The sequence below is a fragment of the Nocardiopsis sp. NRRL B-16309 genome, from assembly GCF_001279585.1.
In the GTDB taxonomy this organism is placed as follows: domain Bacteria; phylum Actinomycetota; class Actinomycetes; order Streptosporangiales; family Streptosporangiaceae; genus Nocardiopsis.
The window spans coordinates 180,806-206,447 of the sequence record NZ_LGEC01000103.1 but is presented as its reverse complement, the minus strand read 5'-3'; the positions used below and the strand labels follow the sequence as shown (position 1 = coordinate 206,447).

The 25,642-nt window shown below is 73.6% G+C and carries 20 protein-coding genes; 7 read left to right on the top strand and 13 right to left on the bottom strand.

What is annotated here, in order from left to right; genetic code table 11:
* Positions 1 to 26: 26 nt before the first annotated feature.
* Both ADL05_RS24055 and ADL05_RS24050 read right to left on the bottom strand, forming a co-directional pair.
* A complete protein-coding gene (locus ADL05_RS24055) occupies positions 27 to 917 on the bottom strand; it encodes an amidohydrolase family protein (RefSeq protein ID WP_053619276.1) in 891 nt (296 codons plus the stop codon).
* Between the two features lie 217 nt (positions 918 to 1,134).
* Positions 1,135 to 1,620 carry an Lrp/AsnC family transcriptional regulator gene (locus tag ADL05_RS24050; RefSeq protein ID WP_082376829.1) on the bottom strand — a complete coding sequence of 162 codons (486 nt, stop codon included), beginning with the start codon at positions 1,618 to 1,620 and terminating at the stop codon, positions 1,135 to 1,137.
* Between the two features lie 192 nt (positions 1,621 to 1,812).
* Between ADL05_RS24050 and ADL05_RS24045 the strand changes: the two genes are divergently transcribed.
* Positions 1,813 to 3,099, top strand: coding sequence for a CynX/NimT family MFS transporter (locus ADL05_RS24045; protein ID WP_053619275.1), 1,287 nt, complete (start codon positions 1,813 to 1,815; stop codon positions 3,097 to 3,099).
* Positions 3,100 to 3,632: 533 nt separating this feature from the next.
* Complete coding sequence (locus tag ADL05_RS24040) at positions 3,633 to 4,925, top strand: MFS transporter (RefSeq protein ID WP_053619274.1); 1,293 nt, start codon at positions 3,633 to 3,635, stop codon at positions 4,923 to 4,925.
* Between the two features lie 65 nt (positions 4,926 to 4,990).
* Here the strand turns inward: ADL05_RS24040 and ADL05_RS24035 are convergent, their stop codons facing one another.
* The 4 genes from ADL05_RS24035 to ADL05_RS24020 form a co-directional block, all read right to left on the bottom strand.
* Entirely contained in the window at positions 4,991 to 5,728 is a 738-nt protein-coding gene (locus tag ADL05_RS24035) for an anti-sigma factor domain-containing protein (protein ID WP_231640887.1), read from the bottom strand.
* Positions 5,725 to 6,327 (bottom strand): ECF RNA polymerase sigma factor SigK, encoded by a 603-nt coding sequence (sigK, locus tag ADL05_RS24030; protein ID WP_053619273.1) that lies wholly within the window; start codon positions 6,325 to 6,327, stop codon positions 5,725 to 5,727. Before sigK ends, ADL05_RS24035 begins: the two co-directional genes overlap by 4 nt.
* A 217-nt stretch (positions 6,328 to 6,544) precedes the next feature.
* Positions 6,545 to 7,192 (bottom strand): fasciclin domain-containing protein, encoded by a 648-nt coding sequence (locus ADL05_RS24025; protein WP_053619272.1) that lies wholly within the window; start codon positions 7,190 to 7,192, stop codon positions 6,545 to 6,547.
* A 59-nt stretch (positions 7,193 to 7,251) separates the two neighbouring features.
* Complete coding sequence (locus ADL05_RS24020) at positions 7,252 to 8,874, bottom strand: molybdopterin-dependent oxidoreductase (protein ID WP_156366002.1); 1,623 nt, start codon at positions 8,872 to 8,874, stop codon at positions 7,252 to 7,254.
* 183 nt (positions 8,875 to 9,057) lie between these two features.
* Here ADL05_RS24020 and ADL05_RS24015 point away from each other — a divergent pair, with 183 nt between their 5' ends.
* Positions 9,058 to 10,662, top strand: a complete 1,605-nt coding sequence (locus ADL05_RS24015) for an OmpA family protein (protein ID WP_053619270.1) — start codon at positions 9,058 to 9,060, stop codon at positions 10,660 to 10,662.
* A gap of 225 nt (positions 10,663 to 10,887) precedes the next feature.
* Here the strand turns inward: ADL05_RS24015 and ADL05_RS24010 are convergent, their stop codons facing one another.
* From ADL05_RS24010 to ADL05_RS23985, 6 genes are all read right to left on the bottom strand, one after another.
* Complete coding sequence (locus ADL05_RS24010; protein WP_053619269.1) at positions 10,888 to 11,583, bottom strand: hypothetical protein; 696 nt, start codon at positions 11,581 to 11,583, stop codon at positions 10,888 to 10,890.
* Between the two features lie 133 nt (positions 11,584 to 11,716).
* Positions 11,717 to 13,123, bottom strand: a complete 1,407-nt coding sequence (gene lpdA, locus ADL05_RS24005; RefSeq protein WP_053619268.1) for a dihydrolipoyl dehydrogenase — start codon at positions 13,121 to 13,123, stop codon at positions 11,717 to 11,719.
* Between the two features lie 156 nt (positions 13,124 to 13,279).
* Positions 13,280 to 14,314: a DedA family protein gene (locus ADL05_RS24000; RefSeq protein WP_082376828.1), complete on the bottom strand. Its 1,035-nt coding sequence runs from the start codon at positions 14,312 to 14,314 to the stop codon at positions 13,280 to 13,282.
* Between the two features lie 91 nt (positions 14,315 to 14,405).
* On the bottom strand, positions 14,406 to 16,265 hold the full coding sequence (locus ADL05_RS23995) for a hypothetical protein (protein ID WP_053619267.1): 1,860 nt from the start codon (positions 16,263 to 16,265) through the stop codon (positions 14,406 to 14,408).
* 139 nt (positions 16,266 to 16,404) lie between these two features.
* Positions 16,405 to 17,520, bottom strand: coding sequence for a winged helix DNA-binding domain-containing protein (locus ADL05_RS23990; RefSeq protein WP_053619266.1), 1,116 nt, complete (start codon positions 17,518 to 17,520; stop codon positions 16,405 to 16,407).
* Between the two features lie 139 nt (positions 17,521 to 17,659).
* Positions 17,660 to 20,014 carry a trehalase-like domain-containing protein gene (locus ADL05_RS23985; protein ID WP_197285913.1) on the bottom strand — a complete coding sequence of 785 codons (2,355 nt, stop codon included), beginning with the start codon at positions 20,012 to 20,014 and terminating at the stop codon, positions 17,660 to 17,662.
* A 361-nt stretch (positions 20,015 to 20,375) separates the two neighbouring features.
* On the opposite strand from ADL05_RS23985, the gene ADL05_RS23980 reads away from it, so the two are divergent.
* On the top strand, positions 20,376 to 22,448 hold the full coding sequence (locus tag ADL05_RS23980; protein ID WP_053619265.1) for a hypothetical protein: 2,073 nt from the start codon (positions 20,376 to 20,378) through the stop codon (positions 22,446 to 22,448).
* Positions 22,449 to 22,482: 34 nt separating this feature from the next.
* Here the strand turns inward: ADL05_RS23980 and ADL05_RS23975 are convergent, their stop codons facing one another.
* Positions 22,483 to 23,181 carry a class I SAM-dependent methyltransferase gene (locus ADL05_RS23975; protein WP_053619264.1) on the bottom strand — a complete coding sequence of 233 codons (699 nt, stop codon included), beginning with the start codon at positions 23,179 to 23,181 and terminating at the stop codon, positions 22,483 to 22,485.
* Between the two features lie 175 nt (positions 23,182 to 23,356).
* Here ADL05_RS23975 and ADL05_RS23970 point away from each other — a divergent pair, with 175 nt between their 5' ends.
* The 3 genes from ADL05_RS23970 to hisG all read left to right on the top strand — a co-directional run bounded on the left by ADL05_RS23970 (position 23,357) and on the right by hisG (position 25,535).
* Entirely contained in the window at positions 23,357 to 24,187 is an 831-nt protein-coding gene (locus ADL05_RS23970) for an SDR family oxidoreductase (RefSeq protein WP_197285912.1), read from the top strand.
* Positions 24,188 to 24,341: 154 nt separating this feature from the next.
* Positions 24,342 to 24,605 (top strand): phosphoribosyl-ATP diphosphatase, encoded by a 264-nt coding sequence (locus ADL05_RS23965; RefSeq protein WP_053619263.1) that lies wholly within the window; start codon positions 24,342 to 24,344, stop codon positions 24,603 to 24,605.
* Between the two features lie 75 nt (positions 24,606 to 24,680).
* Positions 24,681 to 25,535 carry an ATP phosphoribosyltransferase gene (gene hisG / locus ADL05_RS23960; protein WP_053619262.1) on the top strand — a complete coding sequence of 285 codons (855 nt, stop codon included), beginning with the start codon at positions 24,681 to 24,683 and terminating at the stop codon, positions 25,533 to 25,535.
* Positions 25,536 to 25,642: the final 107 nt, after the last annotated feature.

Below are 25,642 nucleotides of genomic sequence, written 5' to 3'. Positions count from 1 at the left end.
CGTCTTCTCTCTGCTCCGGCGGTGATTCAGAGGTCGAACAGTCGGGCCGCGTTGTCGTGGAGCACGCCGCGCAACCAGTCGGGTCCCAGACCGAGGCCCTCCAGAGCCCGGATCTGGTCGAGGTAGGGGTAGGGGATGTTCGGGAAGTCGCTGCCCAGCAGGACGCGGTCGCCGAGCGCGCGCAGCCGCGGAAGCTCGGCGGACGGGAACGGCGAGTGTCGCTCGGTGTAGGCGGTGAACGCCATGGTGGTGTCCAGGTGGACCCGCTCGTGGCGTTCGGCGAGGTCGAGGAAGTCGGAGTACTCCGGCGCCCCGGCATGCGCGACGATCAGGGCGAGCCGTGGGTGGGCGCGCAGGACCTCGGCGATCGGTCCGGGGCCGGTGAAGGGCCCGGGCAGGGGACCGGAGGCGCAGTGGACCACCACGGGGGTCCCGGACTCGGCGAGGGCGCCCCACACGTCGGCGAGCAGCGGGTCGCGGGGATCGTAGGCGCCGACCTGCAGGTGGGACTTGAACACGCGCGCGCCCGCGCCGATCGCCGCGGCCACGTAGTCCTTGGCGTCGGGTTCGGGGTAGAAGGTGGCGCTGCGCAGGCAGTCGGGGTGGTGGGAGGCGTAGTCGGCGGCCCAGTCGTTGAGCCAGCGGGCCATGCCCGGCCGGTGCGGGTAGGACAGGGCGGTGTGGTGTGTGACGCCGAAGCCGCGCAGCAGGGCCACGCGCTCGTCCTGGGTGCCCCGGTAGGTGATCGGCCAGACGCCCTCCCCGAGGGCGTCGAAGTAGGCCCAGACCTTGCGCAGGACGTTGGCGGGCATGAAGTGGGTGTGGACGTCGATGAGGCCCGGCAGCCCGAGCGAACGCCACGGCGCGCGGACGGCGGCGGCTTCGTCGGGCGCGGGGCGCGGTGAGGCGTGGGTCACAGGGGCCAGCCTAACCAGAACCGTGCTCGGCCCGGAGGGGGCGGAGGACGGGCCGGTCCGCGGCCGACCGGGCGGGCCGGTCGGCGGCGGCCCGGGACTCGGGCGGTTCACGGAGCGCCGGGGCGGGTCGCGCGAGCCCGCGTCCGCGCGCGAACGGCCGTGGAGCCCCGCGTCGGCGGGTGCTCCACGGCGGACCGCACGGGGGACCGCATGGCGGTCAGGTGCGGCGGCGGCCGTGGGCGTTGGTCGGGGTGATGCGGTCGTTGCGCAGGTGCTCGTAGACGATCGAGGCGCGCACGTCGGCGACCTCGGGGCGCTCGGTCAGCTTGTCGATCACGAACGCGTACAGGCTGTTGTTGTCCGGCAGGGCCACGTGGATGAGGAAGTCCTCGCTGCCCGAGGTGACGAAGACCGACAGCGTGTCCGGGAGCGAGCGGACCCAGTCGCGGAAGGCCTCGATGTTGTGCCGCGAGGGCTTCACGACGCTCACGGTGATGAGCGCCTGGACCGGGCGGCCGATGAGATCGAGGTCCACGTCCAGCAGTGAGCCGCGAATCACACCCCTTTCTCGCAGCGCGCGGGTCCGATCGAGGGTCGTGGTGGGCGACGCGCCCACCGCGGCGGCCACATCGCGGTTGGTTTTTCGTGCGTCCGACTGGAGTTCGGCCAGGATCGCCGTATCAAGTTCGTCAAGATCAGCCATGTGCCCATCGTACCCGTACTAAATACGGAAAGTTGTCGACAAGGTCGGAGTCTGGTTAACCTTTAGGCGAAAAGGCCGTACTTGGCTCGCCCGGAAGCAGATCCTTCCGCGGCAGGCAGTGTCGCCCGCCGACGGCCGCGCTCCGATGCGACGACGCATCACCGCAGAACCCAAGGGACGTCCGTCGCCGTTATGAGACCTTCCTCCCTCCTGGCCCGCCCCGACCGACCGTCGGCAGGGCCGGACACCACGGCTCCCACCGGAGCCCCCGTACTGAGGGGCCGACTCCTGGCCCTGGCGGCCATCACCTGCGCGGCACTGAACCTGCGCCTGGTGGTGACCTCCCTGTCGCCCCTGTTGACCACGATCGGGGCCGACTTCGGCTTCACCACCACGGTCGTGGGCGTCTTCGGCGCCCTGCCGCTGGTCGCCTTCGCGCTGTTCGGCCTGGCCACGCCCGCCGTCATGCGCCGACTGGGTGCCGAGGCCACCGCCGTGCTCAGCATGCTGCTGGCCGCCCTCGGTCAGCTCGCCCGTGCCTTCGCCCCCGACACCGGCACCCTGCTGCTGCTCACGGCGGTCGCCCTGACCGGCGCGGCGCTGGGCAACGTCGTGGTGCCCCCGCTGATCAAGCAGTACTTCCCCGACCGGCTGGCCGCCCTGAGCACGGTGCAGATGGTCGCGATCCACCTGGGCGCCCTGTTCCCGCCGCTGGTCGCCGTCCCGCTCGCCGAGGTGGCCGGGTGGCGCGTCGCCCTCGGCGCCTGGTCCCTGCTCGCCCTGGCCGCCGCCGGACTGTGGGCCGCCCAGTGGCGCCGCCGAGGCGGGGCCGCCGCGCCGCGTGCGGCCGGGCCCGCGGGCGGTGAGCCGCCACTGGCGCGCCCGGTCTGGCGGGTGGGCATGGCCTGGCGGATGGCGGTGCTCTTCGGCATGGTGACCTGGAACGTCTTCACCCTGTTCACGTGGCTTCCGACGCTGTTGGCCGACGCCGGGCACTCGGGGGCCTTCTCCGGTGCCATGGTGTCGCTCATGGTGGGATCGAGCCTGATGTTCGGCCTGGTGGCCCCCACGATCACCGTGCGGGCCGCCAACACCTTCCCGATCGTCGCCGTCGGCATCGCGGGCTACGTCGTGGGCTACCTCGGGATCGCGCTCGCGCCCCAGGCGCTGGCCCCGCTGTGGTCGGTCTTCCTGGGGCTGGGCACCGGGCTGTTCGTGGTCATGATGACCATGATCAACGCCCGCAGCACCACGGCCCGGGGCTCGGCGTCGCTGTCGGGGTTCGTCCAGGGGGCGGGCAGCGGCATCGCGCTGGGCGGGCCGCTCCTGTTCGGGCTGCTCGGCGAGCTGACCGGAGGCTGGACGGCGTCCTACGTGCTGGTCGCCGGGGGATCCCTGGCGGTCGCGACCGTCGTCGCCTACGTCGAGCGCACGCCGTGGAGCATCGAGGCGGCCGCCGCCGGACGCCGCCCGGAGTGATGCCGGACCTCGGCTCGCCGCCGGCGTGCGGCCCCGGGAGATCCGTGGCCCGCCCGGACCCCGTTCGGGACGGCCCTCCGCCGCCGCGCGGACGGGTCCCCGCCACCATCGGCCCCGAGGGGACCCCACGAGCGACCTCCGCTCCCGCGCGGACGGGTCCCCGGGCGCCGACCGGAGTGGTGCCGAGCCACCGCCCGGCCGCCGGCGGCTGTCCCAGAACGCCGCCCGGGCGGGGCGCGCGGGGCCGGGCGTGGCGCCCGTCACGTCCGCGCGGAGGAGCGCGTGGTAGGAGCCACGGGCGCGTCGGACACCCGTGACAAACGCTCGCCAATGCGGGCAATGCGCGCATAATGGCGACATGACTACGAAGTCCCCGCACCGGCCCTCCGCCGGGGTCTCCGGGCCGGTCCCCTGACCCCCCACGGCCCACGAGGAAACCCGTGTCACACGGTTCCCACGGGCACACGACGACCAGTCCGGGCCGGAGCCGTGGTTCCCCAGTCGCTCGCGGGGACCCGAGGGGAACGATCACGATGACGTCGGAGCGGGAGCACTCGTCCCGGCCCCCCGGACGGGTGCCCCCGATCGGCGGTCACGAGGAGTTCGGCCCCCTCCTCCGCAACAGGGACTTCCAGGCCCTGTGGACCAGCCGCTTCTTCGCCGGGCTCGGCAAGGAGAGCGGCGAGGTCGCCTACCCCCTCCTGACCCTCCTCCTGGCGGGATCGGCCGCCCAGGCCGGTGTCATCGGCGCCTCGCAGGTCGCCACCGCCATGGTCGCGGCGGTGGTCGGGGGCTCCCTCGCGGACCGCGTCAACCGCCGCGTGGTGCTGCTCTGCTGCGACGCCGGCCGGCTCCTGCTGCTCGCCGGCTTCGCCGTCTTCCTCGTGGCGGGCGAGGCCACCCCGGCGGGGGTCGTGGCCGTCGCGGTGTGCTCGTCGGCGCTGATGGGCGTGTCGAACCCGGTCGCGATGGCCGCCATCAAGCAGCTGGTACCGGCCTCGCAGGTGGCCGACGCGGCCGCGCAGAACCAGATCCGATTCTTCACCACCACCGCGCTCGGCGCGCCCATGGCCGGGTTCCTGTTCGGCCTGGGCCGCGCCTTCCCCTTCGCCGCCGAGGCCCTCACCTACCTGGTGTCCGCCGGGCTCGTGCTGTGCATCCGCCGGCCCATGCAGGCGCCCGTCCGCGAACCCCGCGAGCGGTGGACCCTGCGCGGCTCCGTCGGCGGGTTCGCGGTCCTGGCCAAACACCCCATCCTGCGCCCGATGATGCTCTGGATCGTGGTGTTCAACATCGCCTTCACCCACACCGGCGCGTTCCTCGCCATCATCGCCACCGCCGACGCGCGGGGGGCGTCCAACGTCGAGATCGGCCTGACGGTGTCGCTGGCCGGGGCCGGAGGGCTCCTGGGGTCCCTGGCCGCCGGGGCGGTGGTGCGCTGGGTACGGCCGACGACCACCTTCCTCGCGGCGGCCTGGTCCGCCCCGGTGTGCGCGCTCGCGCTGGCCGTGGCCCCCAACGTGCTCTCGCTCGGGCTCCTGGTCGGCTGCGTGTTCGCGACCGTGCCGTGCGTCAACGCGGTCTTCTACGGCTACGTCGCCGCCTCGGTCACCGACGGCTACCAGGGGCGGGTGCTCGGAGCCGTCATGTTCATGTCCCTGGTCTCCCAGCCGGTCGGCATCCTCGGGATCGGGCTCGTCTTCGACCACGCCGGACCCACCTGGGTGTTCCTCCTGATGGCGCTGGTCTCGGGGCTCGCCGCGCTGTTCAGCCTCTCGCCCGTCATGCGCGACCTGCCCCGCCCGGAGGACGTGTCCGTCGCGTGAGGCGCGGACCCGGGGACCGGACATCGGCTCAATGACAGTCCGGCCCCGGGGAGTCCGGGATGCGATCAGCTCTCCAGGGGCATCGCCATCAGCGGCTCGGAGGTGGGCTGCTCGGAGCCGCCCTCCGGTTCGAGGGTGACCGCCACCCCGCTGGCCTCCTCCTCGTCGACTCCGGCCAGCAGCGGCTCGGCGACACCCGACTCACCGATCGAGAGGACTCCGGCCGAGGTGACGGTGCCGTCGTCCCGGGTGAGCCACAGTTGGTAGTCCTCGTCCTCCGGCTCGGCCAGCCCGTGCGAGCTGAACACGAGGCGGCCCTCGCTCTCGGAGTACACCAGCGACACGGTGACCCCCTCCATGGGCTCCGCCGCGGTGTAGGCGGCGTCCGGCGCGGCGAGCACGGCCGCGATCCGCCGCTCGTTCTCGCGCAGCTCCCGCACCTGGCGGACCTGGTCGGCGGTCACGGCGCCCAGGGCGACCACCACCGCGAGGCAGGCCGCCAGTACGAGCCCGAAGCCCCAGCCCCACCGGCGGCGGGGCTCGGGCAGGCGCTCCGGTGCCGGGGCGAGCTGCCGCGTCCGCCCCACGTCCGCCAGCACCCGCGCGCGCAGCCCCTCCGGCGGCGTGCGGGCGGTGGCCGCGGCGAGCCGGGCGGCGGTCTCGGAGAACCCGCGGACCTCCTGGCGGCAGGACTCGCATCCGGCCATGTGGTCCTCGAACCGCACCGCTTCGGACGGTGCCAGGGCGTGCAGGGCGTAGGCGCCCGCCAGCGTGTGCTGGTCCTGGCTCAGCGGCCTTCTCACCACTCCACCCCCAAACAGTCCCGGAGCCTGATCAGCCCGTCGCGCATCCGCGTCTTGATCGTCCCCAGCGGGGTGGACAGCAGGCGGGCGACCTCACGGTAGGTGTACCCGCCGTAGTAGGCGAGCCGGACCGACTCGCACTGCAGTTCGGTGAGGGTGTCCAGACATCGGCGCACCCGTTGGCCCTCCAGCCGGTCGGTGACCTCCTCGGCCACCTCGTCGTAGGGCCGCCGCGTGTCCGAGGCGGCGGCGCGGGCCTCGCGCTCGGTCGCGGCCTGCTCCGAGCGCACCCGGTCCACCGCGCGGCGGTGGGCGAGTGTCATCACCCACGCGTGGGGCGTGCCCCGGCGCTCGTCGTAGCGGCACGCGGAGCGCCACACCTCGACCAGCACCTCCTGGGCGACCTCCTCGGACTGGGCGGGGTCGCGCAGGATCCGGCGGACCAGGCCGTACACGGTCGGGCTCACCAGGTCGTACACCTCCCCGAAGGCGCGCTCGTCCCCGCGCGCCACCTCTCGCAGCAGCGCGCCGAGCCGGTGGGCGGCCGGAACCGCCGGTCGCGCCCCGGCGTCGTGCGGCACCGCGGCTTCCTCGTCCATCTGCACACTTCCTCGTCGGTTCCGGGAGGAACGGGAGCCGGCGGCTCTCCGTACAAGGGTGGTTCTGCGGCCGAAGGCCGTCCGTTGAGCGCGGTGGGCGACGGGAGGGCGGATGCCCCGCCCCTCGCGTCGCGCCCACGGGGCGGGCGACGGGTGGCCGACCACGGGTCCCGGACCGTCCGGCCTCAACGCACGGGCGGCCCGGGGGCTGTGGTGCCTACTCGGGCATCAGCACGGTGTCGACGATGTAGACGGTGGCGTTGGCGGTCTGCACGTTGCCGCAGACCACCGCCGAGTCGCCGTTGACGGTGAAGTCCTCGCCGGAGCCCTCCGTCGTGACCTCGCCCCCCTGCAGGGACGTGAACGTGCCGTCCTCCAGGTCGGCGGGCGCCTGGCGGCCCTCGACGACGTGGTAGGTCAGCACCTCGGTCAGCTGGTCCTGGTCGGCGAGCAGGGCGTTGAGGTCCTCCTCAGGGATCTTGGCGAACGCGTCGTCGGCCGGGGCGAAGACGGTGATGTCCTCGGCCGAGTTGAGCGTGTCGACCAGGTCGGCCTCGCCCACGGCCGTCACCAGCGTGGACAGTGCCGGGTTGTTGGACGCGGCGGTCGCGACCGGGTCGTCGGCCATCCCGTCGAAGCTGCCCTCCCCGTCCTCGGGCACCGCGGCGCAGCCCGATCCGAAGTTCTCGCCCGCGGTCTGCGTCATCTCCTCGCTCTCGGTGTCCTCCGTGCCCGTGGTCTCCTCAGTGCTGGTGTTCTCCTGTGTCGCCTCGGTGTCCTCCTCGCCCATGTCGCCGCAGGCCGTCAGGCCGAACGCGAGTGCGGCAGCGGCGGCGGTCACCGTGAGAGTGCTCTTGCGGATCATTGTTCTCTCCTTCAACGTGTTCAACTGTCAAAACCACTGGCGTGGCGGGTTCTGGTGGCCTACTCGGCGGTGAAGCGGATGCTGTGCCAGCCGGTGGCCCCGTCCGGGATCGGTTCTGTGCGCTCGGAGGTCTGGGTGCGCCCCGTGGCGTCGGTGGCCCGGACCCGTACCGTGTGCGGCCCGGGTTCGAGCGCGGTCTCGGCGACCCACTGGACCCAGGTGTCGATGCCGGGGACCTGGGCGAGTTCGGCCTCCCACCAATCGCCGTCGTCCACGCTCACCTCCACGGCGGCCACGCCGCGGTGCTGGGCCCACGCCACTCCCGCGAGCACGGTGTCGCCGGAGGGCACGCGCCCGAGCGGCGCGGGCACGTCCACGCGCGACATGACCTTGATCGGGGCCCGCACCGCCCAGTCGCGCCGCGCCCAGTAGGCCCGCTCGTCCGCGAACCGGGTCAGCTTGATGTCGGTGACCCACTTGGTGGCGCTGACGAAGCCGTAGAGGCCGGGGACGACCATCCGCGCGGGATAGCCGTGCTCGTGGGGCAGCGGCTCGCCGCCCATGCCCACGGCCAGAAGGGCGTCGCGGCCGTCCATGACGACCTCGGTGGGCGTGCCGCACGTCCACCCGTCGTCGGAGGTGCTGAGGATCTGGTCCGCGCCCGACTGGACACCGGCCCGGCGCAGCAGGTCGGCCAGCGGGAACCCCAGCCACCGGCTGTTGCCGACGAGGTCGCCGCCCACCTGGTTGGACACGCAGGTCATCGTGATGTCGGCCTCGACCAGCGGCAGGGCGAGCAGTTCGTCCATGTCGATCTCGAAGGGCTCGTCGACCATGCCGTGCACGCGCAGGCGCCAGCGGGTGGAGTCGAGCCGGGGGACGGTGAGGGCGGTGTCGATCCGGTAGAAGTCGGCGTTCGGGGTGCTGAACGGCGCGAGCCCGGGGACCCCGAGGTCGGTTCCGGAGGGGAGTGCGGGCAGGGGCTCGGCCGCGGCGGGCAGGGCGAGCGCGGACCGCGCCCCCGCCCCGCCCAGCGCGTCGGGGAGCCATCGGCCGAGGGCACCGGCGGTCGCCGACCCGACCAGGACGCCCGTCGCGGTGAGCACGAAACCGCGTCTGCCCGGGCCCCGGTCGGATCCCACCTGAGCGGGCGCGGTCTCCGCGTCCGCCGGTGCCTGCGGCCTTCCCTCCCTCCCCGGTCGGCGGGCCGTCCGCGCGCTCCTCGACAGGAGCGCGAGGGCCAGCGCTCCCGCCGCCGCGCCGGCGACCACCGGGGCGGCGGCCCACGGGTCGTCGGCGCGGCGCAGGAGGACCGCGGCCAGCCCGGCCAGTGCGAACACCGCGAGCCCCGCGTAGCCGAGGACGGGCCGCCGGAGCGCGATCACTCCGAGGACGGCACCGGCCCCGAAGAGGACGGCGGTGATCCCGGTGACGAGCACGACCTTGTCGGCCGTGCCGAACAGCGCGATCGCCCACTCCATCAGGAACGCGGGAGTGGCGTCGACGACGACGTCGCCGACCGCCACCACGGGGGACACCGACCCGGTCATCCCGGCCACGAGTTCGGCGGCGCCCAGGGCGGCACCGACCGCCAGCAGACCGGTCGCCGACCCCGCGACGATCCGCCGCCCCTCACGTGGCGGGGTGGTCCCCCCGCGCCTCTCGGTGTTCACGTGAGGTATTCGCGGTGGTCCCCGATCCGGATTGGCGGGATCCCGTCTTTTCTCGACCGGGATCCGGCGGGGCCGCGCACCGGACCCGTTCCGATAGGGTTCGCCCGACTCGTCCGCCCTCCGGTCGGTTCGACTCCGTGAGTGCTGGAGGATGTTGCCCGTACGCCCTGTCAACGATCGGAGTTCCCCCACATGGCGCGGAAGTCGCCCCTCACCGTGGTCGCGCTGTTGGTCTCGGGCAGCCTGCTGCTCACCGGCTGCTCCGTCACCGAGGACCTGTCCGGCTGGTGGTCGGAGACGTTCGGTGACGCGTCCGGTCCGCCCGAGGTCCGCGAGGAGTTCCCCTACGTCCGTGAGGGCCGGATCTTCCAGGACACCGGCCAGGACACCGAGATGCGCTTCGCCGTCACCGGCCTCGAACGGACCGACGAGTACACGGTCATGCGCTACGAGGTGACCTACCTCGGCGAGTTCTCCGGCCCCAACCGGAACCTGAGCATGGCCCACACGCTCGTCGACCCCCTCACCGGCCGCGTGTACCGCGAGTTCCTGGACGAGGACGGCCTCAAGTACGGATCGGAGAGCCCCAACCAGGACGGCCTCTACCCCGTGCACGACGGGGTCACCAACGAGTACGTCCGGTACTTCCCCCGGCTGCCCGACGAGACGGCCCAGGTGACCTTCGTCGGCAGCGGACTGGGAGCCATGACCGGCCTCCCCGTCCAGGACGTCGAGGAGGAGGCCGCGGACCCGGAGGACCCCAACGGGGCCGACCACCTCACGCTCGACAACCCGCCCCCGTCGGGCGAGAACCTGACCTTCGCCAACCGGCGGCCCGAGGAGGACGCGCTCGCCGACGAGGGGTGGGTGCAGAGCTTCGTCGACTCCGAGATCGCCTCCACCACCCGCGACGGCGACCGCGAGATCATCTCGCTGCACTCCGACGTGATGTTCGCCTTCGACGAGGCCTCCCTGACGGAGGAGGCCGAGGAGGTCGTGCGCCGCGCGGCCACCACGCTGGCGACCAACGTCGACCCCGAGGACCCGACCATCACCGTCATCGGCCACACCGACGGCATCGGCTCGGCCTCCTACAACGACAACCTGTCGGTGGAGCGCGCGGAGAGCGTGCGCGACCTGCTCGCCGAGGAGATCGGCTCCGGCTACACCCTGGAGGTCGAGGGCCGCGGCATGGACGAGCCGGTGGCCCGCGAGGGCGGCCCGGACGACGAGCAGGCCCGCGCCCGCAACCGCCGCGTCGAGTTCTCGTACGTCTTCGACGACACGGTCGAGGCCTCCGAGGAGGAGGAGTACGACGACGACGGCCTGGGCGCCGCCCAGCGCAACGTCACCTGGCCCGCGCCCTTCAGCGACGACCCGGGGTCGGTGGTGGCCGAGGGCGAGCTCGACGGCGTGCGCCTGGAGGTGTACCCGCTGCGCCGTGACGGCGCCTACGTGATCGGCACGGTGGCCTTCACCAACACCACCGACGAGCCGCTCGTACCGGAACTGGGCGGTACCGAGGCGATCCAGGCCGGCGGGCCGGACCAGTTCAACAAGGGCACGCTCGGCGGCTTCCAGCTCCTGGAGCCGGAGGCCGGCCTGGTGCGGTACGTGGCGCAGATGGACTTCGGCGAGGGGCGCTACAGCAGCTTCGCCGAAGAGGTCCACATGCTCCAGCCGGGCAACACCTACGACCTGGTCGCGGTCTACCCCGCGCCCCCGGTCGACGTGGAGGAGCTGACGCTGCGCGCCGGGCCGTTCGGCGAGTTCGAGGAGATCCCGGTCGAGTACTGACCCGGGACGCGCGAAGGGGCCGGTGCGAGCGCACCGGCCCCTTCGCCTTCGTCCCGCCCTCTCGGCCCGAGGGGGCCGCGGAGGCGCGGAGGGGGCCCAGGGCCGCGCGGGAGGAGGCGGCGCCGCCGGCGGGTGCGCGAGCCGGGCGGGACGGCGGGGGTCGCCGTCCCGCCCGCCAGGAGCCCCGGCCGAGCCCGTGCGGCGGGCGTCGAGGGCGTGGGAGGCTCAGCCGCGCACGCGTTCGGCGGCCGTCATCACCACCCGCTCCAGGTCCTCGCGCGCCACGTCCTCGCCGAAGGCGATCGCGGCCACGTGGAAGTCGCCGGGCAGGGACAGGAAGAGCTGGCGGCTGGAGCCGTCGACGGTCCCCACGTACTCCAGGCCGCCGCCCAGTTCGTCGGTGTCGTCGTTCTCGTAGGTGTCCACGTCCACGTCGACGTCCACCTCCCAGTTCATCTCCGCCTCCGCGCCGGGCACCTGGACGACGTCCGGGTTGGCGCTGGGGTCGGCGTTCGAGGTGAACACGAGGGTGAACACGGGCGTCCCCGGCTCGGTGCTCCCGTCGCTGAAGGAGCACGTCAGCTGCTCGGCGCCGTCGATCCCCTCGACGGCGCCGGACTCCTCGGCGAGCACGGGGCCGGGGGCCAGGTCGCCGACGACCTCGGCGGCGCCCGCCGCCTCGCAGGACTCCGGAAGGCCGTAGGCGGAAGCGGCCTCCTCTTCCTCGTCCTCGGGGGAGGCGCTGGCGTCCGGATCCGCCTCGCCGCCCGGGAGGCTCATGTCGATGTCGTCGACGCCGCCGAAGTCGCCGAGTTCGTCGAGGTCGACCACGTCGCAGCCGACGAGAACGAAACCGCCGACGACGGCGGCGACGACGGCCGTGCCCAGGCACGACAGGGGCTTGGACGGGATGAGTCGCATGGGTGGCTTTCGGTTCGGGGAGGGCCGGACGGGGAGGGCTTCCGGCGGGGGACACTGGGCAACTTAGCAAGTTCCCCGGTGTCCCACCGACGCGCGTCCGCTCCCCGTCCGCCCCCGATCCGCTCCCGCCCGGCTAGAAGTTGATCATGTGCCCGGCCAGACCGTGCACGGCCTCCTTGACCGCCTCGCTGAGCGTGGGGTGGGCGTGGATGTTGCGCGCCACCTCGTGGACGGTCAGGTCCCACTGCTGGGCCAGCGTGAGCTCGGGCAGGAGTTCGGTCACGTCCGGGCCGATCATGTGGGCGCCCAGGAACTCGCCGTACCTGCCGTCGGAGATGATCTTGACGAACCCGCGGGTGTCGCCGATGCCGTGCGACTTGCCGTTGGCCATGAACGGGAACTTGGCGACCTGGACGTCGTACCCGGCCTCGCGGGCCTCGGCCTCGGAGTAGCCGAAGCTGGCGATCTGCGGCTGGCAGTAGGTGGCGCGCGGGATGAACCGGTAGTCGATCTCCTGGGTCTCGGCGTCCGCGATGGTCTCCACGGCGACGATGCCCATGGCCTCGGCGGTGTGCGCGAGCATCAGCTTGGCGGTGACGTCGCCGATGGCGAAGATGTGCGGGACGCTCGTGCGGCCGCGGGAGTCGATCTCGACCGCGCCGCGCTCGGTGAGCCGGACCCCGGTCCGGTCCAGGCCGAAGCCCTCGACGTTGGGCGCGAAGCCGATCGCCTGGAGCAGCTTGTCGGCCTCCAGCGTCTGCTGCTTCCCGTCGGTGGTCGCGACGGTGACGCGGACGTTCGTGCCGGTGTCCTCGACGGACTCCACCCGGGTGGAGGTCATGACCTTCACGCCGAGCTTCTTGTAGGCCTTGGCCAGCTCCTTGGAGACCTCCTCGTCCTCCAGCGGGACGAGGCGGTCGAGGAACTCCACGACGGTGACGTCGACGCCGTAGTTGGCCAGGACGTAGGCGAACTCGACCCCGATCGCCCCGGCGCCGGCGATGACGATGCTCTCCGGCAGGGTGTCGCTGAGGATCTGCTCCTCGTAGGTGACGACCCGCTCGGACAGGGTGGTGCCCGGCAGCAGCTTGGTGGAGGAGCCGGTCGCGAGCACCGCGTGGTCGAAGGTGACGGTCTCGGTGGAGCCGTCCTCGCCCTTGACCTCGATCGTGCGGTCGTCGGTGAAGGTGCCGCGCCCGTGGATCTCGGTGATCTTGTTCTTCTTCATGAGGAAGTGGACGCCCTTGACACGGCCGTCGGCCACCTCGCGGCTGCGGCTGTGGGCCTTGCCGTAGTCGAACTCCACCTTGCCGTCGACCTTGATGCCGAAGTAGTCGGCGTCATGGGAGAACAGGTGGGCGAGCTCGGCGTTGCGCAGCAGCGCCTTGGAGGGGATGCAGCCCACGTTGAGGCAGACCCCGCCCCAGTACTTCTCCTCGATGACGGCCGTCCTGAGACCGAGCTGGGACGCCCGGATCGCGGCGACGTAGCCGCCCGGACCAGCGCCCAGGACGACGAGATCGAAGTGTTGTTGTCCCATGACGGGATCTCCCAGAGTGTGTTTGTGACGCACCCAGTGCAGCCGGCTTGCCCGGGGTGTCGGATTGCCGAAGGCCAGCTTAGTCGCGGGTCCCACTCGGGCGTGTGACCGGGGACACCATCGGTGCGACTTTCCGGCCGGGGCGGGGGAGGCGCGTCAGGACGCGGTCTCGGCGGCGGCCTTCGTGCCCTCCGTGCGAGCCGTGGCGTCCTTCGCGTCCTTGGGAACCGACTCGTCCGCGGCGGCGGCCGGTCCGGCGGGGCTCGCCGCGTCCTCCTCGCTCTCCGCGCTCTCCGCGTCCGTGGTGCCCGCCGCCTCCTGCGCGCGGGCCCGCTCGGCGGCCTTGGTGCGGATGCTCTGGCGGATCACCGGCGCGAACGCCATGGCGAAGATGATGGCGAGGGTGATCCAGAGGGCGTAGCGGTCCACGGTGAGGATGATGTCGACCCCGGCCTGCCCGGCGGCGTAGCCCGCGGCGGCGACGACGCCGGTCATCAGCAGGGCGCCGCACGCGTCCAGGACCATGAACGTCCGCAGCCGCATGCCGGTCCAGCCGGCGACCACGAGCACGAGGGCGGCGGGGACGCCGGGCACGTAGGAGATGAGGACCGCGCCCCGGATCCACCACGGGTTCGCGTCGCGCACCCGGTCCGCGAGGCGCCGGGCGCGCTCGCTGGGCGTGAGCAGGTTGACGATGCCCCGCCCCCAGCGGCGCCCCAGCCACCAGAAGAGCCAGTCGACCTTGATCTTGCCGAAGACGCCCGCGCACAGGACCAGCCACAGCGGGATCTCGCCGATGCTCGCGAAGGCCGACGCGGCGCCGATGGCGGCGTTGCTGCCGGTCAGCATGGCCAGGCCCACCGGGTGGTCGGCGATCAGGAGGGGCTTGAGCGGGGTGAGCGCCAGGAAGACGGCGGGGATCACGATGAACGCGGCCAGGAGCGCCTTGTCCTGCCGGGTCGCCGCGCCCTCCCACGGCTTGATCGCGCGCAGGGCGGCCATGGCCTCCTCCTCCTTGCGCTCCTTCTCCCGGCGCCTCTCCTCCTCGGGGGAGAGCGGTCCGCCGGAGTCCGTGGCGGCCGCGGAGGTGTCGGCGGCCTCCGGGAGGGTGGCGGGGGCGTCGGCGCTCGCCGGAGGGGGCCCGTCCGTGTCGGCGGTGTCGCGGCTGGCGCCGTGCGGCTGCGTCGTCATGTCCCCAGAGTCCCGTGTCGGTGTGGAGGCCGGTAGTCGCAGTCGTCACCGGGCCCGTGTGAGCGGTTCAGCGTTCGCGGCATGACAACTGTCATCCGCCGTCGGAGGAGCCGGGGCCGGAACCGTCCCGTCCGTTCCGGGGCGGCAGCGGCCACTTCCAGTCCGGCGCCCAGGTGCTGCTGTCCGAGACACCGGGAGGCATCGGCGGGAGCAGCCGGGCGCCCGGGGCGGGTCGGGAGGGACCGGTCGGCAGGGCCGGGGGCTCCTCGTGCTCCGCGGGGGCGGACTCGGGGAGCGCGGGCGCCTCGTCGGCGCTGTCCGGGACGAATCCGGGGAAGGGCGCCACGTCGGGGAGGGGGTCGTCCGCCCACGGATGCGCCGCCGTTCCGGGGTCCGGTTCCGGGGCCCGCCCGGGCGCGGGCTCGGGCCCGCGGGCGAGTTCCTCCAGGAAGTCCCGCGGGACGCCCCACGGCTGCCGCGGACCGGAGGGCGCGTCGTCCTGTGGCGGCTCTGACGGGAACACGGGAGCGTCCGCGGCCGGTGGGGCGGCGTCGGCTCCGGCCGCGTCGAATCCGGTGTCGTACTCGGGCTGCCCGCCGCCCGTGAAGCCGGAGCCAGGCTCCGAGCCGCCCGTGAACCCGGTGCCGGACTCCGAGCCGCTTGTGAAGCCGGAGCCGGGCTCAGAGCCGCCCGTCAACCCCGTGAACCCGGAGCCGGACTCCGGGCCGCCCGCGAACTCCGAGCCGAACGAGGAATCGGGTTCGGCGTCGAGGCCCGCTTCCGGGAACGGGGCCGACATCGGGCCGGAGTCCACCTCGGCGAAGTGCGCCGCCACCCCGAAGTGCCGGGGCGGTCGGTGCGCTCCGGTGTCGTCGTGCTCGATCGGTGTCGCGAGCGGGTGGCGCACCGACCCGGCCGGGTGCAGCCGCGCCCACCAGGCGTGGGCCTGGTCGGAGGGCAGTTCGGAGACGACCGACAGCGACCCCGGGATGTGCGGGTGCCGGCGTCCGGCCCGCCAGGAGTGCGAGAGCGACTGGGCCTCCAGGACCAGCACGCGCTCGCCGTCCACCACGGGGATGTCGCCCGGGACGGCCTCGTTGCCCACCCAGGTGCCGTCGCCGCCGACCAGGTCCCACTCGCCCTCGACGACGTCGGCCAGGGGGTCGGCGGGCGCGTCCAGGCAGGCGGCGGTCCACCGCGGGTCGGGCCGGGTGCCCGCGAGCATGCGGCCCTCCTTGCCGATGAGCGCGTCCGCGAGCAGGGTGTGCAGCTGGAAGTTGTCGCCGATGCCGTCGAAGCGGATGCGGAAGCCCCGCTGGGAGGCGCGCTCCAGGACCAGCGCCGTGTCCGCCTCGGCCATCCGCAGGAGTTCGCCGACCTCGCGGAACTCGCTGAGGTGGGTCGAGAGCGCCTGCACGATCTGGCCGAGCCCGTCCAGCGCGCTGGCGTCCGCGCGCACGGCGGCGCGCACCTCGGCGTCGCCCAGCATCGCCTTGGCGGCCAGCCCGTAGCGCAGCGAGGTCCACCAGCCGACGGTCGCCAGCGGCGCGTTCTCGCCGAGGACCTCCTCGACGCGGGTCTCCTCCGACTCGCCCACCTCGGTGGGTCCGGGGAGCGGTCCGCCGCCGGTCTTGTCCCAGGCGTGCATGAACGCCACGGCGGCCTGGCCGTAGCGTCCGAGCTGCCGCAGGACCTCCAGCCCGACCTCGCCCGCGGGTGCCCCGGACTCGACCAGGGCGCCCGCCAGGACCGCGAGGTCGGCGGCGATGCCCGCGGCCGGTTCGCAGTCGCTCAGGACAGGGGTCAGGGCTTCCATGGCGATGGAGAGTTCGTCCGTCGGCACGTGGGAGGACAGCCGGAACACGTCGTGCACGGCGTCCGGAAAGTCGGGTGCCTGGCTTGCGGCGGTGTCGAGCACACGTTGGAACGCGGCGCGGAACTCATCAGTCACCCGTGAATCCTTCCATATCCTCACGTATCGTCCGCGTTCGGATACATGGGTACACGTCCCGAAGTGTCACGGTCGAGGGCGGGACCGGACACGAGCCCGGCCAGCCCGGACCGCACGGTCGGCGCGGGCCGCGCCGACGTCACGGTCCGGACACGAAACGGACCTCGCGGTCCTCGGCGTCCGGTGCCAGGAACTCCAGCAGCCGCAGTCCCTCGGCCGTCACCTCCTCGGCGTCCGTTCCCGTGATCGGGGCGAACGGGACGACCTCGACGGCGGTGGCCGCTCCCTTCCCGACGACCTTCCACGAGGCGCGGACCCGCCCGTCCACCAGGACGGTCGACGGCGGCATCCCGTTGCGGGTCGTGATGCGCTTGAGATCTTCGGCGGAGATGACGCGGCTCCGGTCGGCGTGGCCGCGCAGCAGGTTGTCGAAGTCGTAGAGGAAGCGGACGGGCGCCGGGGTGTCGGGATCGGGGCGCGGCGCGTCGGGCAGGTCGAAGAGCTCGGCGCCGTCCTCGGTGCGCAGCACCACGAGCCGGTCGCGCAGCCGGTCGACCACCTCGCGCAGGCGGGTCAGCCCGGACCAGGCCTGCACGTCCTTGACCCCGGCCGGGCCGAACGCGGCCAGGTAGCGCAGGACGAGGCCGTCCGGGTCGGCGGGGGCGTCCATGGCCAGGCCGGTCCAGCTGTCGGCGGGCGCGAGCGCGGGCGGCCCGGAGGCGCCCCACACCCCGCGCGGGGGCACCTGGACGACGGGCAGCCGGTTGCGCACGACGTAGGCGAGGTCGGCGGCGGGGACGTCCGGCCACTCCTCGGCGAGCAGCGCGCCCAGTTCCTTGGCCGTGAGCGGCCGCTTCTCCAGGTGCGCGCGCCCGGCCGCGACGACGGCGTCGTGGTCGATGCCGCCGGTGGTCTTCCCGTGGCTGCTGTGGGCGAGGTCCCGGTCCATGGCGGTCTGCACGGTGGCGCGCAGGGTGCGGCAGTCATGGGCGGTGACCAGGTGGAGGGTGGAGCGCATCAGCGAGACGCGGACCAGCTCCCCCTCGGTCAGCCGGCGGCCGACCTCGTGCGGGGAGAGCGACGCGACGCGGCTCTGCAGGCCGACGTACCAGGAGTGGGTCGTCTGCGCCTGGAGGCCGACGAGGTGGCTCACCACGTCGGCGACGGGGCGGTCGACGCGGCGCAGGAGCAGTTGGCGGTCGAGGGTCGCGCGGTTGAGCGCCCGCCGTGTCAAGACGGTGTCGGTCGTGGCCATCCTGGGGTCCCTCCGGCGGGTGCTGTGGCAGCACCCTACCGGCAGGGTGTGACGAACCACCTGGAACGCGGACCCCGCGAACCCCGCGGACGACGGGTCCGGAGGGTCCGCGCGGGCGGCGCGGCCGCGGTGGCCGCCGCTACAGGTCCCGGTCCAGGAGCTGGGCGCAGCGGATCAGGCCCAGGTGCGAGTACGCCTGCGGGTGGTTGCCCAGGGCCCGCTCGGTGACCGGGTCGTACTCCTCCGGGATCAGCCCCGTCGGCCCGGCGCAGTCCACCAGGTGCTTGAACAGCTCCTCGGCCTCGGCCCGCCGCCCGGTCAGCACGTAGGCCTCGATCAGCCACGTCGTGCACAGGTGGAAGCCGCCCTCGCCGCCGGGCAGGCCGTCGTCGCGGTGGTAGCGGTAGACCGTGGGGCCGCTGCGCAGCTGGGCCTCGATCGCCGTCACGGTCGCCTGGAAGCGCTCGTCGGAGGGGTCGATCATCCCGGACAGCCCGATGTGCAGCGACGCCGCGTCCAGGTCGGTGCCGTCGTAGGCGGTGGTGTAGGCCTGCGCCTGCTCGTTCCACCCCGACTCCAGCACCTCCGCCGAGATCCGCTCGCGCAGTCCGGCCCAGGCGGGGTCGGCCTCGCGCCCGTAGTCGGCGGCCAGGGCCAGGGCGCGGTCCAGGCTCACCCAGCACATCACCTTGGAGTAGACGCGCTGGCGCGGCTCGTCGCGCTCCTCCCAGATGCCGTGGTCGGGCTCGTCCCAGCGACGGGCGACGGCGGCGCACATCTGCTCCACCAGGTCCCAGTCCCGGTCGGCCAGGTGCCCGCGTGCCGCGGACAGGTGGGTGATGAGTTCGACGATGGGGCCGAACACGTCCAGCTGCACCTGGTGGTCGGCGAGGTTGCCGACCCGCACGGGCCGGGAGCCCGCGTAGCCGGACAGCGTCTCGATGACCTCCTCCGGGCCCAGGTCGGTGCCGCGCAGGCTGTACAGGGGGCGCAGCAGCTCGGGGCCGGGCAGGGCGGCGACCACGTCGTGCACCCAGTCCAGGAACCGCTCGGCCTCGGCGGTCGAACCCAGGGAGACCAGGGACTGGACGGTCAGGGCGCCGTCGCGCAGCCAGCAGTACCGGTAGTCCCAGTTGCGGACCCCGCCGATCTCCTCGGGCAGGGAGGTGGTCGCGGCGGCCATCACCCCGCCGGTGGGGGTGCACAGCCCCCGCAGGGTCAGCGCGGAGCGCTGGGCCAGGTCGCGGGCGGTGACCGGCAGGTCCAGGCCGCGCACCCAGTCGGTCCAGTGCTCGTGGGTGGCCCGGCGGCGCTCCGGCTCGCCGGTCCGGCTCGGTGCGGTGTCGCTGGTGCCGCAGCGCAGTTCGAGCACGACGGGCCGCTCGGAGGTGGGGTGGACGGTGGCGCGGGCGGTGTCGTGGGTGCCGTCGCCGCTGATGTGCCAGTCCACCCCGGGCGAGAAGAGCGCCATCGGGAAGTCGCCGCCCTCCACGAGCAGGCCGTCCTGGACGGGGACCAGGCGCACGGGCGCGCGGCCGAAGTCGGGGCGGGGGGCGAACTCCACGGTGGCCGGGACCACGCCGGACACCACGCGCACGAGGTCGGTGCGCCCGGCGGTCTCGTTGCGGGCGAGGTAGTCGGTGGTCTCCAGCCGGGAGAAGCGGGTGCGCACGGTCATCGTGCCGGCCTCGTAGCGCTGGCCCAGGGGGCGTCCGCCGTGGGCGGGGGCGATGGCGAACACGCCGGCGCTGCGGCCGCCGAGGACCTCGGCGAACACGGCGGGGGAGTCGGGCTCGGGGTGGCAGAACCAGGCCAGGCGCGCGTCGGGGCCCACGAGCGCGACGGCGGCCTGGTTGGACAGCAGGCTCATGCGCTCGATGGGGGTGGGGCGCTCCCCGAAGACCCAGGCGCGGCGCTCGGCGGCCAGGGCGGTGAGGAGCTGGGCGGCGGCGGGGGTGTCCGCGACGCGGTGGGCGGCCACCGTGGGCTCGCTCCCGACACGGATGCCGGTGTCGGGTCCGTTCAGGCGCAGGAAGACCGGCTCCTCGCCGTGGCCCCCGCCGAGGTAGCACGTGGCGGTCGCCTCGACCTGGTCGCGGAGCTGCTCCAGCGCGGTGGCCTTGTCGGCGGCCTGGAGGGGTCGGTCCAGGGTGGTGTCGTAGTCGGTGCCGTGGGAGCCGATGAGGTGGATCTCGGCGGGCAGGCGCGACAGGGTCGCCAGGTCGGCCAGGGGGCGGGCGGAGATGACGGCGCAGGTGGTGCCGGGCAGCTCGGCCAGGTCGCGCAGCGCGCGGACCGCCTGGGGGAGGGGCCGCGAGGCGGAGGCGTCCGTGGGGGCCAGGGCGCCGTCGTAGTCACAGGTCACGAGCAGGTTGGAGGAGCGGGCCAACGCCGACACGCGTCGGCGCACGTCCAGTGGCAGGGCTTCGGGAGCCGTGCCGGACGTCTCCGGCGCTGCCGCCGGACTCGCCTCGACCGCGTGGGTGAGCGTCACGTTGCCTCCTCCGTCGGTCCAAGGTGACCTGGGGAATCGATGAGAATTAGGACTCCGCGCGCCGATGGGTGGTTCACATCTCATGGGTGTGCACAACGTGGATCCAGGGCTTGTGGCGCGGGATGTACTCCATGGGACCTTGGGCAGATATGGGGAGCTTTGGGTGCGGATGCCGACACACCGGGCCTACCGGTCGCCGGGGCAAAGCTCCGGTCCACAAGAAGTCAACGCGAGACTACCCGCGACCTGCGCTCCCCGGGCCGCTGAGCGCATGTGATGGAAATCACTCATAGGGGGGAATCCGGGCACGGCGGTGCACGGTCCCATCCGGGGAGAACCGCCGACCGGTAAGGATTCCGTGATGATCGAACCGGCGCCCGATCCCCTCCCTCCGCCCACCGGTCTGGCCGACGTGCCGTGGGACACGCTGCGGCACGCCTACGGGACCGCCGACGACGTGCCGGGACTGCTGGCCGCGGCCTTCGGAGCCGACGAGGACGCCGCCCTGGCGGCGATCGGCGACCTCGACGCCGCCGTGTTCCACCAGGGGGGAGGGATCTGCGGTGCCGCGCCCGCCGTGCTGCCCTTCCTGGTCGCCCTTGTCGCCGACGCCGGGCGCGCGCGGCAGGTCCGGCGCGACACCCTCGACCTGGTGTTCCAGCTCGTCGTGGACGCCGTCGAGTGTGACCCCGAGTACGTCCACGCCGACTGGCCCGCCGCTCTGAGCGCGCAGGTGCCCTGCCTGGAGGGGCTGCTCGACGACCCGGACGCGCTCCTCCGGCGCGAGGCCGCCGACGTCCTCTCCTGGGCCGTGGGCGACGCCGCTCGGGTGCTGAGCGCCCTGCACGGGCGGTGGCGGCGGGAGGAGGACCCGCTCACCCGGCTCACCCTGCTGGCCGACGCCGCGGACCTCCTGGACCGGCACCCCGACGGGGAGGCGTTCCACGACACCGCGCCCGGTGCGCCGCGCCCGGCCGTGGACGGCGTTCCCGCGCCCGCCGTGAGCTGGCTCGTCGACCGGGCACGGTTCGGAAGTCCGGACGAGCGGACGGTGCTCCTGAGCACGGACGTGCTGGCACCGGCATTCCCCGACGGCCTGCGCCTGGCGCACGAGGCGGTGGAGGGGCTGGCACGCGAGGAGGCGCCGCTGTGGGCCGCGGCCCGTCGCCACGATCCCGCGACACGGGAGCATGTCGCGGCCTTCGCCCCGAACTGGCTGCTGCGCGCGTTCGGGGGCGACCCGGCCGGGCACGGCGACCTGGCCGGGCGGATGCTCGGCGGGGCGACCGCGCACCTGCGCCAGGCGGGGCTCAACGGCGTCGCCGACCTGGTCGCCGCGCTGCGGTCGGCCGAGGGGCGATGGGCGCCGGCCCTGGCCGGACTGCTGGCGGACCCGGAGGAGCACGTGCGCTCCCGTGCGGCCCTGGTCCTGGCCGTGTGCGGCCCTGCGGCCGTCGCCCCGTGGGCCGACCGCCTGGCCCTACTCGCCGGGGGGCCGCCGGGCGAGGACGCGAACCACGCCCTGTACGCCCTGGCGCGCCTGGGCGACGACCGCGTGGTCGGTCTGCTGGGCGAGCGCGCGGACGTCGGATTCGGTTTCCCCCGTCAGCGCGGCTACGCCGACGGCTGGTCCCTCGGTCCGCACCTCGCCGACCTGCTGGGCACCCTGGCGGCGTTCGCCGACGACCTCGTACCGACGCTCCGGAGCCTGCTGCGGTCCGACCGCGACGAGGACGAGCGGGCCGCCGTGGTGGGCGCCCTCGGCGCCTGGGGCGAGGCTGCGGCGCCCCTGGCCCCCGAGCTGGCGGACGCCGTGCGAGACCTGCGCCATCCGCAGCTGGCCCTGGAGGCGCTGGCGGCCATCGGTCCGGCAGCCTCCGTCCACGCCGGGCCGGTCCTGGACCGAGCCCGGGGCGGGGAGGTGCTCGACGGCCTCACACGGCGGGACGCGCTCTACGCGTACTGGCGGATGACCGGTGACGCCGACACCGTGCTGGAGCTGTTCGACTCGCTGCCGGACGAGCGGTTCACCGCCACCGGGCTGCGGCTGCTCGGGGAGATCGGCCCACCGGCTGCCCGCCACGCCGCGGCGGTCCGGGAGGGCGTGCCCGAGTCCGGCCGGTCCGGGCCGTGGGCGCTGCTGGCGCTGTGGCGGGTCGCCGGGGAGCGCGACGGGGCGCTGCGCCGGATCATGGCCGGTCCGTACCTGGACGGCCGCCACGGCGTCGACGCGTTGCGGACGGTCCGGATCCTCGCGCGGATGGGTGCGGGGGCGCGGGAGGCCCTGCCCCGGCTGCGCGCACGGCTCGCCCGGGACGAGCGGGTGCGCCACGCGGCGGGCTCGGGCCTGCGTGACGTCCTCTTCGACCACGAGTACACGGCCGCCGTGCGGGCCGCCGTCGCCCGGATCGAGTCGGGGGCCGTGCCGGAGTAGGCGGGGCCCGCCGCGCGTGGGCGGGCCCCGACGGTCAGACCGGTTTGCGCAGGTGGTGCACCCACGCGGGCGGGATGTTGGCGAACACCGTGTCGGTGCGGATGCCGTAGCGGTCGATCCAGTCCTGGACGACCCAGCTGGTGCGCGCCTGGCGGAGGTAGTCCTCGCGCCGGGCGATGACCGCCTTGACCTCCTTGGTGTACAGGTAGCCGTAGAAGGACAGGGTGCCGCCCGGTTCGAGGACCTCGAAGTAGTAGTCGAGGATCTCCGTGACCTCGTCGGCGGTGAAGTTGGCGAACGGCAGACCGGAGACGATCGCGTCGTAGCGGCGGTCCGGGCCCATCTCGTTGACGAGCTTGGCGTGGACCCGGGCGCTGTCGGCGATCCGCGACAGCTCGGGATCGGTCGTGAGCAGCCCCTCCAGGTAGGCGGCGAACTCGGGATTGGCCTCGACCAGGTCGACGCTGTCGCCCGGGATCATGGCGGCGGCGATCCCGCGGCTGATCGCGCCGGTTCCGGCGCCGGCCTCCAGGATGCGCAGTGGCTGTGCGGGGTCGGGGCGCTCGCGGACGAACTCGGCCAGCGCGTCGGCCAGCGCCCGGCTGCTCGGCACGATGGAACCGGTCGCGTGGAAGGTCCGCAGCGCCTGGCTGAAGAACAACCTGGTGTCACGCAGGCGCTCGTCCAGCCGGAGGGCGGAAAATGGTCCGGCGGGGCTCTGGGTCTCGGACATACTGGCACGCTAGCGCTTGACGGCCGCCAGGGGGAGTCACCGCGGCGTTTCCTTGCCGGTTCATGGACGGTGGCCTGGTCGGAGGCGGTGTGGGACGCGCCACGGCGCCCGTTCGGCAAGGGCCCCGCCCCCGGCCCCACGGGCGCGCCGGACCGGCACGGCCTACGCTGGGCCCATGAGCGCAGCGCAGAGCATCCCGCAGGACTCCTCCTCCCCCAGGACCGCGCTGGTCACCGGCGCCTCCAGCGGGATCGGTGAGGAGTTCGCCCGCCGCCTGGCCCAGCGCGGATACGGCCTGGTGGTGGTCGCGCGGCGCGAGGACATCCTGCACGCGCTGGCCGGGGAGATCGGCGAGCGCTACGGCACGGACGTGGAGACACTGCCCGCCGACCTCGCCACGCGCGAGGGGGTCGAGGCGGTCGCCGCCCGCCTGCGGCGGGACGGCACGGACGGCGCCCCGCCCATCGACCTGCTGGTCAACAACGCCGGGCGCGGGGACGGCGGTGTCTTCGCCGAGCAGGACCCGGACGACATCGACGCCATGATCGACCTCAACGTGCGCGCCGTCCTGCAGTTGGCCCGCGCCGTCCTGCCGGTCCAGATCGCCCGGCGCGAGGCGGGCGCGACCGCGCGGCTCGGAGTGGTCAACGTGTCGTCGCTGGCCGGTGAGCCCGCGGCCAACCCCGGCGGATCGGTCTACGGCGGCGGCAAGAAGTTCGTCACCCTGTGGAGCGAGAGCGTGTCCGCCGAGGTCCGGCGCAAGGGCGTCGACGTCACCGTGGTCCTGCCCGGGTTCGTGCGCACGGACATGACCCGCAAGGTGCAGGAACAGGGACTGCCGGAGTTCGCGTTCGTGTCCAAGGAGCAGATCGTGCGCGAGACCCTGCGGGCGTGGTCCGCGGGCCGCTCCAAGGTCGTCCCGGGCGGCCAGTACAAGACGGCGGACGGCCTGCTCAAGGTCCTGCCCCGCAGCCTGGTCAGGGTCCTCGCGCGGCGCATGGCCTGACGGGGGCGCGTCCGGAGGGCACCCGCCCGGCCGCGCGCCGGTCGGCGGGCCGCGCCCGGGCCCTCTCACATGGTGAGACATCCGTCGCCCGGTGCGGCGCCGGGTCCGTGCAGCGCCTACCCTGGTACCGCACTGTCGGTCGAGGAAAGACACCATGAAGACCTTCGAAGAGCTGTTCGCCGAGCTGTCCGAGAAGGCGCGCTCCCGCCCCGAGGGGTCCGGGACCGTCGCCCAACTCGACGCCGGCGTCCACGCCATCGGCAAGAAGGTCGTCGAGGAGGCCGCAGAGGTCTGGATGGCCGCCGAGTACGAGTCGGACGAGAACGCCGCCGAAGAGATCTCGCAGCTCCTCTACCACCTCCAGGTCCTGATGCTGGCCCGCGGCCTGCGCCTCGAGGACGTCTACAAGCATTTGTAGGCCGCCGCGCCACCGGCGCGGGTCGGCCCACCGGACGTCCCCGAAACGCAGAGCCCACGAAGGAAGGCCACCCCTATGTCCGACCTGTTGAGAATCGCCGTGCCCAACAAGGGCCAGCTGTCCGAACCCGCGGTGGAGATGCTGCGCGAGGCCGGGTACCGGCAGCGCAAGAGCAGCCGCGACCTGGTCATGATCGACCCCGACAACGAGACCGAGTTCTTCTTCCTGCGCCCCAAGGACATCGCCGTCTACGTCGGTGAGGGCATCCTCCAGGCCGGGATCACCGGCCGTGACATGCTGCTGGACTCCGGCGCGCCGGTCGACGAGGTCCTCGCCCTCGGCTTCGGCGGGTCCACGTTCCGCTTCGCCGCGCCCGGCGGCGCGGACATGAGGGTCTCCGACCTCGACGGCAAGCGCATCGCGACGTCCTTCGACGGACTCCTGCGCTCCTACCTGGAGAAGAAGGGCGTGGACGCGCGGGTCATCCACCTGGACGGTGCCGTGGAGAGCTCGGTCCAGCTCGGCGTGGCCGACGCGGTCGCCGACGTCGTGTCCACCGGCACCACCCTGCGCCAGGCCGGGATGGAGACCTTCGGCGAGCCGATCCTGGTCTCCGAGGCGGTCGTGATCCGGCCCAGCGACGCCGGGGACGACCCCAAGATCGAGCAGCTGCTGCGGCGGCTGCGCGGCGTCCTGGTCGCCCGCGACTACGTGATGATGGACTACGACGTGCACGCCGAGCGCCTGGAGGCGGCGGTCGACCTCACCCCGGGCATGGAGGGGCCGACGGTCTCGCCGCTGCACCGCGAGGGCTGGGTCGCGGTCCGGTCGATGGTGCCGCGCAAGGACGCCCAGCGCATCATGGACGACCTCTGGGAGCTCGGCGCCCGCGCCATCCTGGTCACCGACATCTACGCCTGCCGCCTCTGACGGTCGCGCGGTACCCGCCCCGTGTCGGGGCCCCGCGCGCCGCGCGGGGCCCCGGCGCCTGGGTGGGGAGTGGTGCCGGGGTCCGGCCCCGTGTCCGGAGGCGGGCC

Bases quoted from the DNA above. Each gene is read 5' to 3' on its own strand.
- ADL05_RS24045 (WP_053619275.1), top strand. From the start codon at position 1,813: ATGAGACCTTCCTCCCTCCTGGCCCGCCCCGACCGACCGTCGGCAGGG.
- ADL05_RS23975 (WP_053619264.1), bottom strand. From the start codon at position 23,181: ATGTCCGAGACCCAGAGCCCCGCCGGACCATTTTCCGCCCTCCGGCTG.
- sigK (WP_053619273.1), bottom strand. From the start codon at position 6,327: ATGGACGAGGAAGCCGCGGTGCCGCACGACGCCGGGGCGCGACCGGCG.
- ADL05_RS24025 (WP_053619272.1), bottom strand. From the start codon at position 7,192: ATGATCCGCAAGAGCACTCTCACGGTGACCGCCGCCGCTGCCGCACTC.
- lpdA (WP_053619268.1), bottom strand. From the start codon at position 13,123: ATGGGACAACAACACTTCGATCTCGTCGTCCTGGGCGCTGGTCCGGGC.
- ADL05_RS23965 (WP_053619263.1), top strand. From the start codon at position 24,342: ATGAAGACCTTCGAAGAGCTGTTCGCCGAGCTGTCCGAGAAGGCGCGC.
- ADL05_RS24010 (WP_053619269.1), bottom strand. From the start codon at position 11,583: ATGCGACTCATCCCGTCCAAGCCCCTGTCGTGCCTGGGCACGGCCGTC.
- ADL05_RS23990 (WP_053619266.1), bottom strand. From the start codon at position 17,520: ATGGCCACGACCGACACCGTCTTGACACGGCGGGCGCTCAACCGCGCG.
- ADL05_RS24000 (WP_082376828.1), bottom strand. From the start codon at position 14,314: ATGACGACGCAGCCGCACGGCGCCAGCCGCGACACCGCCGACACGGAC.
- ADL05_RS24040 (WP_053619274.1), top strand. From the start codon at position 3,633: ATGACGTCGGAGCGGGAGCACTCGTCCCGGCCCCCCGGACGGGTGCCC.
- ADL05_RS24015 (WP_053619270.1), top strand. From the start codon at position 9,058: ATGGCGCGGAAGTCGCCCCTCACCGTGGTCGCGCTGTTGGTCTCGGGC.
- ADL05_RS23970 (WP_197285912.1), top strand. From the start codon at position 23,357: ATGAGCGCAGCGCAGAGCATCCCGCAGGACTCCTCCTCCCCCAGGACC.
- ADL05_RS23980 (WP_053619265.1), top strand. From the start codon at position 20,376: ATGATCGAACCGGCGCCCGATCCCCTCCCTCCGCCCACCGGTCTGGCC.
- hisG (WP_053619262.1), top strand. From the start codon at position 24,681: ATGTCCGACCTGTTGAGAATCGCCGTGCCCAACAAGGGCCAGCTGTCC.
- ADL05_RS24050 (WP_082376829.1), bottom strand. From the start codon at position 1,620: ATGGCTGATCTTGACGAACTTGATACGGCGATCCTGGCCGAACTCCAG.